13 protein-coding genes are annotated in these 15,470 nt (G+C 61.8%); 5 read left to right on the top strand and 8 right to left on the bottom strand.

Annotated features, from left to right (window positions below):
- Positions 1-108: 108 nt before the first annotated feature.
- The 4 genes from RSB01_RS02805 to RSB01_RS02790 all read right to left on the bottom strand — a co-directional run bounded on the left by RSB01_RS02805 (position 109) and on the right by RSB01_RS02790 (position 2,797).
- On the bottom strand, positions 109-783 hold the full coding sequence (locus tag RSB01_RS02805; protein ID WP_332591510.1) for a glutathione S-transferase: 675 nt from the start codon (positions 781-783) through the stop codon (positions 109-111).
- A gap of 18 nt (positions 784-801) precedes the next feature.
- Positions 802-1,014 (bottom strand): cysteine protease, encoded by a 213-nt coding sequence (locus RSB01_RS02800; protein WP_332591511.1) that lies wholly within the window; start codon positions 1,012-1,014, stop codon positions 802-804.
- 93 nt (positions 1,015-1,107) lie between these two features.
- Positions 1,108-2,460: an amidohydrolase gene (locus tag RSB01_RS02795; RefSeq protein WP_332591512.1), complete on the bottom strand. Its 1,353-nt coding sequence runs from the start codon at positions 2,458-2,460 to the stop codon at positions 1,108-1,110.
- Between the two features lie 64 nt (positions 2,461-2,524).
- Positions 2,525-2,797: a DUF1294 domain-containing protein gene (locus RSB01_RS02790; RefSeq protein ID WP_332625051.1), complete on the bottom strand. Its 273-nt coding sequence runs from the start codon at positions 2,795-2,797 to the stop codon at positions 2,525-2,527.
- A 47-nt stretch (positions 2,798-2,844) separates the two neighbouring features.
- Here RSB01_RS02790 and RSB01_RS02785 point away from each other — a divergent pair, with 47 nt between their 5' ends.
- Positions 2,845-3,270 carry a hypothetical protein gene (locus RSB01_RS02785; RefSeq protein ID WP_332591515.1) on the top strand — a complete coding sequence of 142 codons (426 nt, stop codon included), beginning with the start codon at positions 2,845-2,847 and terminating at the stop codon, positions 3,268-3,270.
- Positions 3,271-3,494: 224 nt separating this feature from the next.
- Here RSB01_RS02785 and carB read toward each other — a convergent pair whose 3' ends face one another.
- The 4 genes from carB to RSB01_RS02765 all read right to left on the bottom strand — a co-directional run bounded on the left by carB (position 3,495) and on the right by RSB01_RS02765 (position 11,705).
- The gene (gene carB / locus RSB01_RS02780; RefSeq protein WP_332625050.1) at positions 3,495-6,794 is read right to left on the bottom strand and encodes a carbamoyl-phosphate synthase large subunit; all 3,300 of its coding nucleotides are present in this window, start codon (positions 6,792-6,794) and stop codon (positions 3,495-3,497) included.
- Between the two features lie 10 nt (positions 6,795-6,804).
- A complete protein-coding gene (locus tag RSB01_RS02775) occupies positions 6,805-7,131 on the bottom strand; it encodes a hypothetical protein (protein ID WP_332591365.1) in 327 nt (108 codons plus the stop codon).
- A 264-nt stretch (positions 7,132-7,395) separates the two neighbouring features.
- Positions 7,396-10,692: a TonB-dependent receptor gene (locus RSB01_RS02770; protein ID WP_332625048.1), complete on the bottom strand. Its 3,297-nt coding sequence runs from the start codon at positions 10,690-10,692 to the stop codon at positions 7,396-7,398.
- A 314-nt stretch (positions 10,693-11,006) separates the two neighbouring features.
- Positions 11,007-11,705: an HAD family hydrolase gene (locus RSB01_RS02765; RefSeq protein ID WP_332591363.1), complete on the bottom strand. Its 699-nt coding sequence runs from the start codon at positions 11,703-11,705 to the stop codon at positions 11,007-11,009.
- Between the two features lie 121 nt (positions 11,706-11,826).
- Between RSB01_RS02765 and RSB01_RS02760 the strand changes: the two genes are divergently transcribed.
- The 4 genes from RSB01_RS02760 (at position 11,827) to RSB01_RS02745 (ending at position 15,368) form a co-directional block, all read left to right on the top strand.
- Complete coding sequence (locus RSB01_RS02760) at positions 11,827-12,357, top strand: amino acid permease (RefSeq protein WP_332591362.1); 531 nt, start codon at positions 11,827-11,829, stop codon at positions 12,355-12,357.
- On the top strand, positions 12,239-13,132 hold the full coding sequence (locus tag RSB01_RS02755; protein ID WP_332591361.1) for an amino acid permease: 894 nt from the start codon (positions 12,239-12,241) through the stop codon (positions 13,130-13,132). The genes RSB01_RS02760 and RSB01_RS02755 overlap by 119 nt, the downstream gene beginning before the upstream one ends.
- Before the next feature lie 97 nt (positions 13,133-13,229).
- The gene (gene carA, locus RSB01_RS02750; RefSeq protein ID WP_332625047.1) at positions 13,230-14,390 is read left to right on the top strand and encodes a glutamine-hydrolyzing carbamoyl-phosphate synthase small subunit; all 1,161 of its coding nucleotides are present in this window, start codon (positions 13,230-13,232) and stop codon (positions 14,388-14,390) included.
- Positions 14,391-15,368 carry a hypothetical protein gene (locus RSB01_RS02745; protein ID WP_332590163.1) on the top strand — a complete coding sequence of 326 codons (978 nt, stop codon included), beginning with the start codon at positions 14,391-14,393 and terminating at the stop codon, positions 15,366-15,368. It begins immediately after the preceding gene.
- Positions 15,369-15,470: the final 102 nt, after the last annotated feature.

The following is a 15,470-nucleotide window of genomic DNA, read 5'->3' as shown; positions in this document are numbered from 1 at the left end:
CGTTTTGTTTCAATGCGCTGGATGTAGGCGGAAGGGTGTCGACCTGATGGCAACAGGGCGCCAGCTTGACAGTGGGCGCACGGGAATCGGGACGAAATTGAGCCTGTTCTAGGCGGGGCTATAGGCGTAGGTACCGCCGCGTTCGAGGGCGCGGCGATAGGTGGGGCGGGCATGGATGGCCGACAGATAGTGGCGGGTCGCCGGATAGAGGCTCGCATTATGGCCACGGCTGGCGGCGGCTTCGAGGGGGAAGCTCATCATGATGTCGGCGGCGGAAAAGCCGGAGCCGAGGAACCAGCCGCCCTTGGTCAGGCTGGCTTCGATAAAGTCGAAATGGGTTTTCAGTTGCGGGTCGATGAAGCTGGATTGGGCCTTGGCGGCGATGGACCTGACCAGAGGGCGCACCAGAGCGGGGGCGCGTCTGGGCAGCATAGAGAAGACCAGCTTGAGCAGCAGCGGCGGCATGGCTGAGCCTTCGGCATAGTGCAGCCAGTAGGTGAAGTCGCGGCGTTCGGCGCTGCCTGCGGGAGGGCGCAGACGGTGGCCGGTGTCATAGGTGTCGAGCAGGTATTCGAAAATAGCCCCTGTCTCGGCCAGAACCAGATCGCCGTCCTGAAGCAGGGGGGCCTTGCCCAGAGGGTGAAGCTGTTTCAGCGCAGACGGAGCCAGCATGGTGGCCGGATCGCGCTCGTAGCGTTTGATCGTGTAGTCCAGCCCCAGTTCCTCGAGGAGCCACAACAGGCGCTGGGAGCGGGAATCGGCGAGGTGGTGGACAAGGATCATCGGGACCTGTGGTGGTGGCTAAAGAGGATGTCTGCGGCGGCGGTTGTGGCGGACGGGGCCGGTACCGGCCTTGGTGGCGACAGGCGCGCCTGTGGGGGTGCGGTTGCGCTGATAGGTGCGCCACAGTTCCCATGCGCCGAGGGCCAGAGCCAGCTTTCCAGCATTCCTGCCCGCAACACGGCGACCGCCGCGCGACAGGAGAAGGCCGCCAACCAGAGGTAGGATACGCATCAGCATCGGTATGTCCTTTCAGATGGATACAGGTGCTGAAGGGTAACGAAGCGGCAAACGGGTTGGTTCATTTGCCGCTTCGTCGCAGGCGGCTTAGTGGCCGGAGGAGAACAGGTCCTCGGCGGCGGCCACGGTGGCCTCTACGCCCGCAATGATCGACGATTCAGGATCAATGCGGAACAGCGGCGAGTGGTGTGGCGGCGGGGTGTCCTTGAGGTCTTCGGGCAGGCCGCCGACGGCAAAGATCACCGCCTTGATGCCGTGTTCGGGGGCGGCATAGAAGGCAAAGTCCTCGGCGCCCATGCCCTGACGGGTGATGTCGAGCACGCGCTCGTCGCCCAGTTGTCCGGCAATGGCGGAGCGCATGCGAAGAGCGGTTTCGGAGTGGTTGACCGCGGGCGGTGTCGATTCTGTCGGCGAGCGCACCACAACCGGCAGCTTGTCCTCGGGGACATTGAGGGCCAGCGCGGTGTTGCGGGCAATGCGGTCGATCCCGTCCAGCAGGATGTCGCGCACCTCGTAGCTGTCCGAACGGACGGTCAGTTGCAGGTTCACTTCCTCGGGGATGATGTTGTGCTTGGTGCCGCCATGGATGGAGCCGACGGTGACAACCGCGCCCTGAAGGGGATCAACCTCGCGGCTGCGCAGGGTCTGCAGGTTGGTGACGATGTAGGAGGCGACGGTGACCGGATCGACGGTGGACTGCGGGCTGGCCCCGTGGCCGCCAATGCCGCGCACCTTGATGTCAACGCTGTCGGCACTGGAATAGGCAACCGAGGGGGGAACCCAGACGGTACCGGCGGGGAGGCCCGACGCGACGTGGAAGCCGATGGCGTATTCAGGCTTGGGGAAGCGGGTGAACAGGCCGTCGGCGATCATGGCGCGTGCGCCTTCGACGCGCTCTTCGGCAGGCTGGGCGATCAGGACGAGGGTGCCGGACCAATTGGCCTTGCGGGCGGCCATCTGGCGGGCCGTGCCGATCAGGGCGGTGATGTGGGTGTCGTGGCCGCAGGCGTGCATGACATATTGCTCGACGCCGTCGCGATCGACCTGTTTGTAGGTCGAGGGATTGGACGCGCCCGAGCGTTCCTGAATGGGCAGGCCGTCCATGTCGGCGCGGATCATGACGGTGGTACCGGGGCCGTTTTCCAGCACGGCGACGACGCCGGTGCCGCCCACGCCCTCGGTGACCTTATAGCCGAGCGCTTTGAGTTCGGCGGCCATGCGGGCGGCGGTGCGGGTTTCCTGACCCGACAGTTCGGGGTGGCGATGGAAATCGTCGAACAGGGCCGACAGATTGGCCTGATAGTCGGCGCGAACCGCCTGGGACAGGGCCTGATCGGCGGCTGTGGCGGCCGTGGCGGGCAGGGTGGCGACGGCAGCAAGGCCGAGCATGGCGCAACCCGCCAGGAGCTGCTGGGTGAAACGACGCTGTTGGTGACGCATAAAATCCCCTCCCGTGAGACAAGTCGGGAGCGAGACTACAGCGGCAACGCTGTTCGGCAAGCGATTAGAGCAGCAGTGTCAGGGTAAAGGCGACCACAATGACGTGCAGGCCGGTCAGCAGTTCGGCATAGCGGCGAAAAGGCTGTTTGCGGGTTTTGTGACGGAACAGGGAAGACGCGCCCATGGCACCGACACCGCCCAGCAGGGTCAGGCCCAGAAGATTGGCCTCGCTGATACGGCGGTTGCCGCGCACGGCGGCGACCTTGTCAAAACCGAAGGCCATGAAGGCCCACGCATTCGTGGCGAGACATATCAGGAGAAAGACAGATAGTGTCATAGGTGCGAGGGTGTGACGAACTGTGACGCTAGGCAAGGAGGATTTGCATGGTGAAGATTGGAGGCGGCACTGTTTTAGCCGCTGCGGCTGTGATGGTGCTGGCGGGCTGTGCGCGGGTGGAGAGCAAGGTACACGAGCGCGTGGCATCGCCTGATGGCAGCAAGGAAGCGGTGGTGATGACGTGTCCGCAGGCTTCCGATCCGGCTGTGCCGGTTCTGGTCGGTGCGATCTTCGACACGAAGGGGCAGGGCTGTAAGGACGCGACGGTGGACGGCCTCAGCTATTTCATCGCCACCATGGCCCCCGACGGGGATGGAGCGGGCACCAAGGTGGTGTGGGACGGCAGCAAGGCGATCTTTGATATCGAAGGCGAACGCTATGTCATTTCGCGCGGGGCCAAATCTAATGTGGCGCTGGATATGATCCAGTTGAAAGGCAGCTTCGACGGCGCGGATATTGTGGACGAGGACTAGAACCCTCGGGTTTTTTAGCGGGCCGCGGTCGTCGGCCCTGCGGGACCTCCCGACCCGACACGGCCTAAACCCGCCTTAGGCGGGTGTCCTCAAGCAGTGAGCGCCCGCGGCGCGAACGCTAGGGCATTAAGAAAAGCTCTTCCCCTCAAGTAGCGAGCCTCCGCGAGGCGAGCGATAGGGGTCTTAAAAAAGCCCCCGAGGATTTCCTCGGGGGCTTTTTTTTCTTAGTTATAAGACTGGATGGGTCGGACATCCATTTCGCCGTTGCGGATGGCCTTGATGGCCTTGGCGGCGGCGATGGCTCCGTAGGCCGTCGTGTAATAGGGCAGTTTCATCATCAGCGCGGTGCGGCGGATGGCGAAGCTGTCGGCCAGAGCCTGCTTGCCTTCGGTGGTGTTGAAGACCAGCTGGATCTCGCCATTCTTCATGGCGTCGACGATGTTCGGGCGGCCTTCCAGAACCTTTTTGACCAGACCGATTTCGAGGCCTTGCTGGGTCAGATAGGCGTGGGTGCCCGAGGTCGAGACGACCTTGAAGCCTTGCTCCAGAAGCGTTTTGACGGCCTCTACGATGAAGGGCTTGTCGGCATCCTTGACGGAGACGAAGGCGGTGCCTTCGGTCGGCAGGATGGTGCCGCCGCCGGTCTGGGCCTTGGCAAAGGCGCGGCCGAAGGCTGCGGTCAGGTCGGCTTCGTCGTCACGCTTCCAGTCCAGACCCATGACTTCGCCGGTCGAGCGCATTTCTGGGCCGAGGATGGTGTCGACGCCAGCAAAGCGGGCGAACGGGAAGACCGCTTCCTTGACCGCGATGTGGTTCAGTTCCTTGTCGACCAGACCGAAGGAGGCAAGCTTTTCGCCCGCCATGACCTTTGCGGCGATGGCGGCAATCGGCTGGCCGATGGTCTTGGCCACGAACGGGGCGGTACGCGAAGCGCGCGGGTTCACTTCCAGCACGAAGATGCGCGGGTTGTCGCCGTGCGGCTCTTCGATGGCGAACTGCACGTTCATCAGGCCGCGCACCTTGAGGGCCTTGGCCATCTCGGTGGTCTGGCGTTTCAGCTCGGCAATGATGGCCGGTGACAGCGAGTGCGGCGGCATCGAGCAGGCACTGTCGCCCGAGTGGACGCCCGCTTCTTCGATGTGTTCCAGAACACCGGCCACGAAGACGGTTTCGTCGTCGCACAGGGCGTCAACGTCCACTTCGGTGGCGCGGTTCAGATAGTGGTCGATCAGGACCGGATCATTGCCCGAGACGCGCATGGCTTCGCCGACATAGCGGTCGAGGCCCTCGCGGTCGTGGACGATCATCATGCCACGGCCACCCAGAACATAGGAGGGGCGCAGAACGATCGGGTAGCCGACTTCCTCGGCCTTGATCGCCGCTTCTTCAGCCGAGCGGGCCAGAGCGTTGGGCGGTTGTTGCAGGCCGATGGCTTGCAGCATCTGCTGGAAGCGCTCGCGGTCTTCGGCAAGGTCGATGCTGTCGACCGAGGTGCCCAGAACCGGAATATTGTCTTCTTGCAGGGCGTGGGCCAGCTTGAGCGGGGTCTGGCCGCCGAACTGGACGACGACGCCGATCAGGTCACCCTTGGCGCGTTCGACCTCGATCAGTTCCAGAACGTCTTCTTCGGTCAGCGGCTCGAAATAGAGGCGGTCCGAGGTGTCATAGTCGGTCGACACGGTCTCGGGGTTGCAGTTGACCATGATGCTTTCGACGCCGATGTCCGCAAACGCAAAGGCGGCGTGCACGCAGCAATAGTCGAACTCGATGCCCTGACCGATACGGTTCGGGCCACCGCCGAGGATGATCGCCTTCTTGCGGTCCGACACGTCGGCTTCGCAATGCGGGACCTGACCCAGAATGCCGGTCTCGTAGGTCGAGTACATATAGGCCGTGGCCGAGGCGAACTCGGCGGCGCAGGTGTCGATGCGCTTGAACACCGGACGCACTTCGAGGGCGCGACGGGCGAGACGGACAGCCTTTTCGGTCGAGCCGGTCAGTTGGGCAAGGCGCGCATCGGCAAAGCCCTTGGCCTTCAGGCGGCGGAACTCGTTGGCGTCGGTCGGCAGGCCCTGAACGCGGACATGGCCTTCGGTGCGCACGATGTCGGCGATCTGGCGCAGGAACCACGGCTCGTAGAAGCAGGCCGCATTGACTTCTTCCACGGTCAGGCCGTGGCGGAAGGCCTGGGCGATGACGCGGATACGGTCCGGCGTCGGCTTGCCCAGAGCGCGGATGACAGCTGCCTTGATCGAGGCATCGTCCTCGGTATTGGCAGTGCCTTCGATTTCGATTTCGTCAAAGCCGTTGAGGCCGGTTTCCAGACCGCGCAGAGCTTTCTGCATCGACTCCTGGAAGGTACGGCCGATGGCCATGACTTCACCGACCGACTTCATGGCGGTGGTCAGGTGCGGTTCCGAACCCGGATATTTTTCGAAGGCGAAACGCGGGATCTTGGTGACGACATAGTCGATGCTCGGCTCGAACGAGGCGGGCGTGACCTTGGTGATGTCGTTGGTCAGTTCGTCCAGCGTGTAGCCGACGGCCAGCTTGGCGGCGATCTTGGCGATCGGGAAGCCGGTGGCCTTGGAGGCCAGAGCCGAGGAGCGCGACACGCGCGGGTTCATCTCGATGACGACCATGCGGCCATCGGCAGGGTTGATCGCCCACTGGACGTTCGAGCCGCCGGTCTCGACGCCGATCTCGCGCAGCACGTTGATCGAGCCGGTGCGCATCAGCTGGTATTCTTTGTCGGTCAGCGTCAGGGCCGGAGCGACAGTGATGCTATCGCCCGTGTGGACGCCCATCGGGTCGATGTTTTCGATCGAGCAGATGATGATGCAGTTGTCCGCCTTGTCGCGGACGACTTCCATCTCATACTCTTTCCAGCCCAGTACCGACTCTTCGACCAGAACCTCGGTGGTCGGCGACAGGTCCAGACCGCGCTCCACGATCTCGTGGAACTCCTCGACATTATAGGCAATGCCGCCGCCGGTACCGGCGAGGGTGAAGGACGGGCGGATGATGGCAGGCAGGCCGACAAAGGCCAGCGCATCATCGGCTTCGTCAATGTGGTGGATGGCGCGCGAACGCGGGCTCTCGAGGCCCAGCTTGTCCATGGCGTCACGGAATTTCTGGCGGTCTTCGGCCTTGTCGATGACATCGGCCTTGGCACCGATCATCTCGACGCCGTACTTGGCCAGTGCGCCCGAGCTTTCCAGAGCCAGCGCCGTGTTCAGAGCGGTCTGGCCACCCATGGTCGGCAGCAGGGCGTCAGGACGCTCCTTGGCGATGATCTTCTCGACCATTTCCGGCGTGATCGGCTCGATATAGGTGGCGTCGGCCACCTCCGGGTCGGTCATGATGGTGGCCGGGTTCGAGTTCACCAGTACGACGCGATAGCCTTCGGCCTTCAGCGCCTTACAGGCTTGCACGCCCGAATAGTCGAACTCGCAGGCCTGACCGATAACGATCGGGCCAGCGCCGATGATGAGGATGGACTTAATGTCTGTACGCTTGGGCATCGGCGTCTACTCAGCTAGCGACCACGCACTCCCAGCCCTCGTAATCGAGCTGGAAGGCCGCGGCCCACGATTGCATCATGGCCGACACAGGCGCAAACGACGCCTCGTCGACCGGCATGGTTGTTTCCAGGACGGTCATGTCGCCCTGGCCCCGCGTCAGAAACCCTGCACGGCGCGCGACCTCGCAGAGATCACCGTGCATATCCTCATCGCCATAGAAATAGAACAGCGTATGGCGTGGCGTAATCCCGCTATCGCCCTTTTCGGCGAGTGCGGCGCGCACCATGGCGTCCTTTTCATCGTGGCTCTGGTCGAAATGCAGCGGCTTGGTCTCCACGCGCGCGAAAAAACGGACACGAGTGTTGGCTCGCGGCCGATCCGGATTTGGTTGTCGGTTAAGCGGCCCGTTTAGAGAGGCATGTCCCCCTCGGCAAGAGCCTATGTGAGACTAACAGAGGAAAAGACGACCAATGTCCCCTGCGTGGCCGCCGACACACAGAAACTGTGGCGGCTTGGTGGCGTAAAGTCAGTGACCAGACAGAAAAAAAGGCGGCCCCCCGAAGGGAGCCGCCCGGTAGTCTTTGAACTGTTGTGCGTTCGATTAGAACGGACGGTAGTTCACACCTACGAAGAAGCGACGGCCGTAAGGGTCGAAGTTCGAGTAGATGGTGGTGCCCAGGATGTCGCGTTGTTCGGCATCGAAGATGTTCACAACACCGGCACGCAGGGTCACGTCTTCACGCACGTTGTAACGCACGGTCAGGTCGTGGCGGACGAAGTTGCCGGTATCCAGCTGGTCGCCCAGGCGGCTGTCGGCATTGCTTACGAAATCGCGCTTGCGAACGATGTTCTGGCTGGTCTGCCAGTCAGCGGTCCAGTTGATGTTCCACGTGTCATTCGGGCGCCATGCGACCGACGAGGACATGCGAACGCGCGGGTATTGCAGGCCTGCAGCCAGTTCCGTGTAGTCGGTCGGATCAGCCGAGTTCAGGTACTGCTTCTGCTCGATCAGCCACGAACCGTTCAGGCGGAAGTCGAACGCACCCCAGTTCTTGCCGAAGTCGTCGCTGTGCAGGGTGTAGTTACCACCGAAGTCCAGACCACGGGTTTCCAGAGCGGCGTAGTTGAACGAACGCTGGATGAAGCCACCGATCGGATCGTTCGCAGGAGCACCAACGCCGAAGGCGATGCTGGTGTTGTTGCGGAAGATCGAGTTGCAGGCTTCGGTGTTCAGTTCAGCACCGCTGACGCAGTTGTTGGCAATGCCTTGAGCCGTAACAGCGGCAATGACCTTGTCGATGCGGATGTCATAGTAATCCAGCGAGACGGTCAGGCCCGGTACGAAGCGCGGCTGCAGAACGGTCGAGAAGGTGAAGGATTCCGACTCTTCCGGCGTCAGGTTCGGGTTACCGCCGAACACGCCCGGGATACCCGAGGTGTAGCGCGGAGCGAAGTCGTCGGTGTTTTCAGCAGTTGCACCGGCGAAGTCGAAGGTCAGGCCCTGTTGGGCAGCCAGTGCCGTACAGTTCTTGATGCGGTTGGCCTTGGTTTCCTGATCGGCAACATCGGCGATGTTGGCGGTGGCGCAAGGGTCAACGAAGTTGTTGGCGAAGGTGCCGCCGAACGGCGAGAAGTTTTCGCCCAGATCCGGCACGCGTACCGACGAGTTGAACGAGGTCTTGAAGGTGATGTCCCGGATAGGACGGTAGACCAGGTTCACACCATAGACGTCGACATTGCCAACGGTGCTGTAGTCGGCCCAGCGGTACGAACCGCTCAGCTCGGCATATTCGCCCAGCTTGCTGTCGCGGAACAGCGGGATGGAGACTTCACCGAACAGTTCCTTGGACTCGTAGCTGACTTCCGGGAAGTCTGCGCCGCTGTTGAGGAACAGCAGACGGTCGCCAGCAGTGTTGCTGCGGCCGATAGCCGAGGTGGTTTCCTTGCGCCATTCGCCGCCGAAGGCGACGCCGAGGTTACCAGCACCCCAGAAGTCCCACAGTTCGGTCGACATCGAGGCGATCGCCTGATGCTGGATGTTTTCTTCCTGAACGCGGACGAAGGCGTCTACGTACTGGAGCGCTTCGGCCGACTGGTTACCAGCACCAAAGACGTTCAGCGGGGTGCACTCGGACAGAGCCTTGCGACCGTATTCGGTGTCGTTCAGATCACCGCCACGCACTTGGTCAGCAACCGGCAGACCTTGAGCGTTGAGCAGGGAAGCGCGGCAGACGATAGCGCCAGCCTTGCCCATGACACCCAGGTTGTCGACGACAGCGTCGGAAGCCAGCGCCATGCGCTGTACGTCTACGCCGCGCTCGATGTTTTCGATCTCGACCTTGCCATAGGTGTAGCCGACATCCCACGACCAGGACTTCATGAAGCCCAGTTGACCGTGGTTACCGTTGAAGCCGGCGACATAGCGTTGCAGGTCGCGGGTGTTGGCTTGCGAGCGTTCCGGACCGAACATCGAGTGACGGGCGATCGGCAGAGCTTCGGAGCGCAGCAGTGCGCCCGGTGCGCCAGCGGTCGGCGGCGCATAGATGTCGATGCGGTTGTTCGCGATCGCAGTCTTGATGTTTTGCGGCAGGTAGGCGTTGTCATCCCAGCGCAGATCGAAGGCCGAGGTGCCCCAGATCGAGTTGGTCGCGTCCTTCGCATACGATCCGTTGTCCAGATCGATGTCGAAGAAGGTCGGCTGACCGCGCATGAAGGTTTCCTCGGTGATGTACTTGGCCGAGGCGTTGAAATTGATTTCTTCCGTGATGCGGAAGTTGGTGCCGACTTGGTAGCGCTGCGATTCCGAAGCCGGAATACGGCTGTAACCGGCGACTTCGCCAAGCGGCATGCCGTCGCCACCGATGTTGTAAGGGCGGTTGATGCCGGTATTGCCGATGCGATCACCGAAATTGGCGTCGCGGCCGACATTGCCGTCATAAACAAAGGTCTTGCCCGGGGTCACGCCGTAGCAGTTGGCCGAATAGGAGAAGCTGCCGTCCGGCATGCAGTCCCAGTAGGCAACGTTCGGGTTGGTCAGGTCGCTCGGGCGCTGGGTGTTGGCCAGAGTGGTTTGGCCCCACGGCATGATGTCCAGACGGTTTGCACCGAAGAACAGGTCTGCGTCCAGAATGCCGTCATAGGGACGGTTGGTCGGGTCGGCATCGACGCCCAGACGGATCGGAGCACGACGGATCCAGTCGATGTCCAGCGAGTCGACATTGTCGATCTTTTCGTATTCGGCGTGAGCGTAAACGTTCAGGCGGCCGTCGAGGAAGTTCTTGCCGATCAGGCCCGAGACGCGACGGGTGGCTTCGCCATTGTCGTTGATCTGGCCGTAGTTGGCGTCGATTTCCAGACCTTCAAAATCCTTTTTCAGGATGAAGTTCAGCACGCCCGATACGGCGTCGGCACCATAAACCGACGAAGCGCCGCCGGTGATGATTTCGACGTTCTGGATCAGCAGGCGCGGGATGGCGTCGACGTCAACCGACAGTTCGCCACCGACCGAACCCACGTGACGGCGGCCGTCTACGAGGGTCAGGGTGCGGTTGGCACCCAGCGAGCGCAGGTTGGCCAGCGACAGGCCGCCGGTGTTCAGCGACGAACCCGTGGTGTCCGACGGAACGGTCGAGTTCGACAGGGCCGGGATGGTTGCCAGATAGTCGATCAGGCTGGTTTGGCCCGTCGACAGGATTTCTTCTTGCGAAACCTGGATGATCGGGGTCGGGGCGTTAGCGGCGCTGCGGCGGATGCGCGAACCGGTAACGACGATCTCGCCGAGGTTCGAAGCTTCGTCCTGAACAGCGATGGTCTGGACTTCCTGCGCGGCTACGCTGGTAGCGGCAAGAGCACCGACCAGGAAGGACGAGGCCAGAAGATGGGAGCGAGTTAAACGCATTAGGCGTACCTACAAATAACAACACAAGTCGAACTTAAGTTTGTCATAGTCTTGAGGGAGCCGTGGTTGGTCAAGCTAAACCGTTGCTAAAGATGTCCACAATTGGACCTCTGCCTCGATATTGTTGCTATCTTGTAACATAATTGGGTGCTGTATTATTGATCTTTGTTCAGCTAGTATTGTTATGTGGTATTCTGTGTATCGCCGTTATCAGTTATCGAGTTACTGATAACGGCGATATTTACTATTATTCGGTTCCGGCTTTTGCGTCCGCAGTCAGGCCGGAAATTCAGGCTGCACCGGTATTTGCGCGATCAGGTGTCGATGTGGCGTAGCCAGTCGTCCAACTCGTCGATGCGGGCGAGGCTGATATAGCGGGGGTGGCATTCGGGGGCGTCGGCGAGTTCGTGGGCCCAGGTGATGTGGTAGGGGATGTGGACACCCCATGCGCCAGCTTCGATGGCGGGCAGGACATCGGACTTCATGGAGTTGCCGACCATAACGGCTTCAGAGGGGCCGGTGCCGTGGCGGGTAAAGACCCGCTCATAGGTGGAACGGTCCTTTTCGGACACAATCTCGACACCCGAAAAGTGTTCGCCCAGACCCGAGGCGGCCAGCTTGCGTTCCTGATCCAGCAGGTCGCCCTTGGTGACGAGGATCAGGCGATAGTCATTGGCCAGGCGGGCGACGGTTTCCTCGACGCCGGGCAGGGGCTCGACCGGATGGTTGAGCATTTCGCGTCCTGCGGCCAGAATCTCGCGGATGATATGGGGCGGGGCGGCACCGTCGCACAGCTCCATCGCCGTCTCGATCATCGACAGGGTAAAGCCCTTCACGCCATAGCCGTACAGGCGCAGGTTGCGGCGCTCGATAATGGCAAGGCGATCCATCAGGACCGGTTCTTCGGCATGGTCGGACAGAAGGTCGGCAAAGCGCTTCTGATTGAGGCGGAAGATGGTTTCGTTGTGCCAAAGGGTGTCGTCGGCATCGAGCCCGATAGTGGTGATAGGCATGACTTTGGCTTTCACTGAGATTGCAGGGTGTGGGCTTATACATGGCGGGCCGTGTCGACAATTGGTCGATGTGCGCGAGCAGATAGCGACGAGGGCGTAATTTATCGCTATGGCGATTTGCATGAGCCAGATCGACATCATTTCTACAGACAATCGCCGCCTTGGATGGGGCGTGGCCGCACTGGTTGTGGCGGGCAATATGATCGGGTCGGGGGTATATCTCCTGCCGGTGACATTGGCCCCGACGGGCAGTTCCAGCCTGATCGGCTGGATTGTCTGTGGCATTGGCGCGATAACGCTGGCGCTGGTGTTTGGCGGTCTGGGCCGTCTGATGCCGACGGCGGACGGGCTGTCTGATTTTGCCGCGCAGGGGCTTGGGCGGTTCCTTGGCTATCAGGCGGGCCTTTTCTACTGGGGCGCGTGTCTGGTGGGCAATGTGGCCGTGGCCGTGGCGGCGATCGGTTATCTGGCCTTCTTCATTCCGGTCCTGAAGGAGCCTCTGTGGGGAGCCTTGGCCAATCTGGCTGTTGTGGATGACGACAGGCGTCTATGCGCTGGGCACACGCTCGGCGGCGCGGTTCGGGGCGATCAGTCTGGTGGTGGGTCTGGTGCCCATTATTCTGGCGATTGTGGCTGGCGTCATCGCGTTTGACGGCGCGGTCTTTGTGGAAAGCTGGAGCCCGCAGAACCTGCCGCTGTGGCAGTCGGTGCCGGCGTCGCTGGCGATTATTTTCTGGGCGTTTCTGGGTGTCGAAAGCGCGGCCGTGCTGTCGTCGCGGGTCAAGGACCCTGCGCGCGATGTCGGGCGCGCCTCGGTGGCGGGCGTGCTGCTGGCCTTTGTCGTCTATGTGGCGGCTTGCGTGGCGGTGTTCGGGGTTATTCCGGCCGGTGTTCTGGCGCAGTCGACCAGTCCGTTTGCCGATCTGGTGGCGCGTGTGATGGGCGCTTCGGTGGCCGGTCTTGTGGCAGCCTGTGCCGTGGTCAAGACGACGGGCACGATTGTCGGCTGGACCATGACCGGCGGCGAGACGGCGCGGGCCGCAGCCGAGCAGGGCTGGTTGCCGCGTGTATTTGGCGGCAAGGAAATCGGACGCACCCCGTTGAGCAATCCGCTGATGATGGGCGCAATAATGAGTGCGCTGTTGTTGGTCAGTGTTCAGCCCAGTCTGGGCAAACAGTTCGAAATGCTGATCGGGGTTACGTCTGTACTGACCTTGTGTCTGTATGCCGTGTGTTCGTTGTCGCTGCTGCGTCGTGCCAAAAGCACCGGACACAAGGTTCTGGGCGTGTGTGGACTGGTGTTTTCGGCCTTTGCCGTGGTGGCGGCAGCAGGGGGTTATATTGTGCCCAGCGTGCTGTTCTTTGCCATAACGACGCTCGCCTGGTTCTGGGTGCGCCATCGTAAGGCCGCATCTATCCCGCACTAATATGGCCTTAAGACATAAGGCGGGTTGACCGGACCCGCCGGACTACTTAGTGACGCCGCCGTTTACCTGCTGTTTTCCCCGCTTAGGAGCCTGTGCCATGACGTCCAAGATTTTGTCCGGTGCCACGGGTGTTTTGGTCCTTGCGGACGGCACGGTCCTGTCGGGACTGGGGGCCGGTGCGACGGGCTCGGCACTGGGCGAGGTGGTCTTTAACACCGCTATGACCGGCTATCAGGAAATCCTGACCGATCCTTCGTATATGAGCCAGATCCTGGCCTTCACCTTCCCGCATGTCGGCAATGTCGGCGTGAACAACGAAGATGTGGAGCAGGTCGCCGATGTGGCGGGCAAGGCGGCTGTGGGCGCGGTGTTCCGCGACCTGCCGACCGATCCGGCCAACTGGCGCTCGGGCGGTGATTTCGATGCGTGGCTGAATTCGCGCAACACCGTGGCGCTGGCCGGTGTGGATACCCGCGCCCTGACGCAACTGATCCGTGACAAGGGCGCGCCGCATGCGGTCATCGCCCATGATCCGGACGGCAACTTCGATCTGGAGGCTCTGGTGGCCAAGGCCAAGGCCTGGACCGGTCTGGTCGGTCTGGACCTCGCCAAGGAAGCCACCACCCTGCAAGCCTTTGAATGGAACGAGGGTGTGTGGGAATGGCCGGCCGGCTATCCCAAGGTGGATGCCGCCGACAAGCATGTCGTGGTCATCGACTATGGCGTGAAGCGTAACATCCTGCGCGCTCTGGCCTCGACCGGCTGCAAGATCACGGTGGTTCCGGCCGATACGAAGGCCGAGGACGTGCTGGCCCGCAATCCGGACGGTATCGTACTGTCGAACGGTCCGGGCGATCCGGCCGCGACCGGCATCTATGCTGTGCCCGAAATTCAAAAACTGGTCGCCAGCGGCAAGCCGATCATGGGCATTTGCCTGGGTCACCAGATGCTGGCCATCGCCGTCGGTGCCAAGACCATCAAGATGGTTCAAGGCCACCATGGTGCAAACCATCCGGTCAAGGACCTGACGACCGGCAAGGTCGAGATCGTTTCGATGAACCACGGCTTTGCGGTGGATCAGGCCAGCCTGCCGGACGGCGTTGTCGAAACCCATATCAGCCTGTTTGACGGTACCAACTGCGGTATTGCGCTGACGGGCAAGCCGGTGTTCTCTGTCCAGCACCACCCGGAAGCATCGCCGGGACCGACGGATAGCCTTTATCTGTTCAACCGTTTTGCGGATTCAATGCGAGGCTAAATGGCGACTTCAGCGGTTAGGTCGGTCTATCTGGATTGGCTATCCGCTGCGCTGGCGAAGGTGAGGGGGGCATCCTCGACTATCGCAGCGGGCCATCAGGACTTGGTTCTGGGCTATGCGACCGGCTATGACGCCGCCGACATCGCCATTTTTGTCCGGTCTTTACGCGCCTATTACAGCGGACCTGTAGCCCTTGTGGTGGACAGGTCTGCGGACGTGCGAGCGTTTCTGGCCGAGTATGGTGTCGAGGCGCTGGATGCACCCTGCACGCATGATGTGGCCTCGGGCAAGTCCTGGGCCCCGCATCCGGTTGTCTCGCGTTTTGCGGGCTTTGACCTGCTGTTGAGCGAGCGTCCGTGGGTGCGTCATGTGCTGCTGACGGATGTGCGCGATGTGGTGTTTCAGGGCGATCCGTTCGCGTCTGCGCCGACGACGCTCGAATTCTTTGCCGAGTGCGATGCGCCGCTGAAAACCCACGACTTCAATATGAAGTATTTGCGGGCTGTGGCCGGTGGCAGTTTTGCCGATTCCGTGGCGGAGCAGCCCTGTATCTGTGTCGGGACTGTTCTGGGGCCGCGCGAGGCCTTGTCGCGCTTTTGTCGCCTGATCCTGATGCTGGGCGCTATTCCGCGCTCGGAGATCGGCGGGGCCTTCGGGACCGATCAGGCCTCATGCAATCTGGCGGTGCATCTGGGTCTGATCGATGGGCAGGTCTTTGCCAATCACAGCCGCGTGGCGACACTGGGCATGGTGGCCGGTGGCGCGATGTCGCTGGCGGACGGACTGATCTGCAATCCTGACGGTTCGGCCAGCCCGATCGTGCACCAGTATGATCGCCATCCCGAACTGATGGCGGCCATGTGGCAGCGTTGGGCCGGTGATATGGAGCGGCGTGAACGCTGTCGCCCCCGCACGCTGGGTGACCGTTTTGATCGTGTGCGCCAGTCGGTGCGGCGCCGAACGGTTGAACTGCGCTGAGCCTGGCGACAGTTATTTAATCAACTGAACAATTATATTGACGGTGCGGGTCTGCCTGTGCGGCAATGGCGTCAGAAATGACGGCGTGATTTGCCGTGCGTA

It is taken from the genome of Brevundimonas sp., from assembly GCF_036659295.1.
Classification (GTDB): domain Bacteria; phylum Pseudomonadota; class Alphaproteobacteria; order Caulobacterales; family Caulobacteraceae; genus Brevundimonas.
This window is presented reverse-complemented; position numbering and strand designations above follow the sequence as displayed.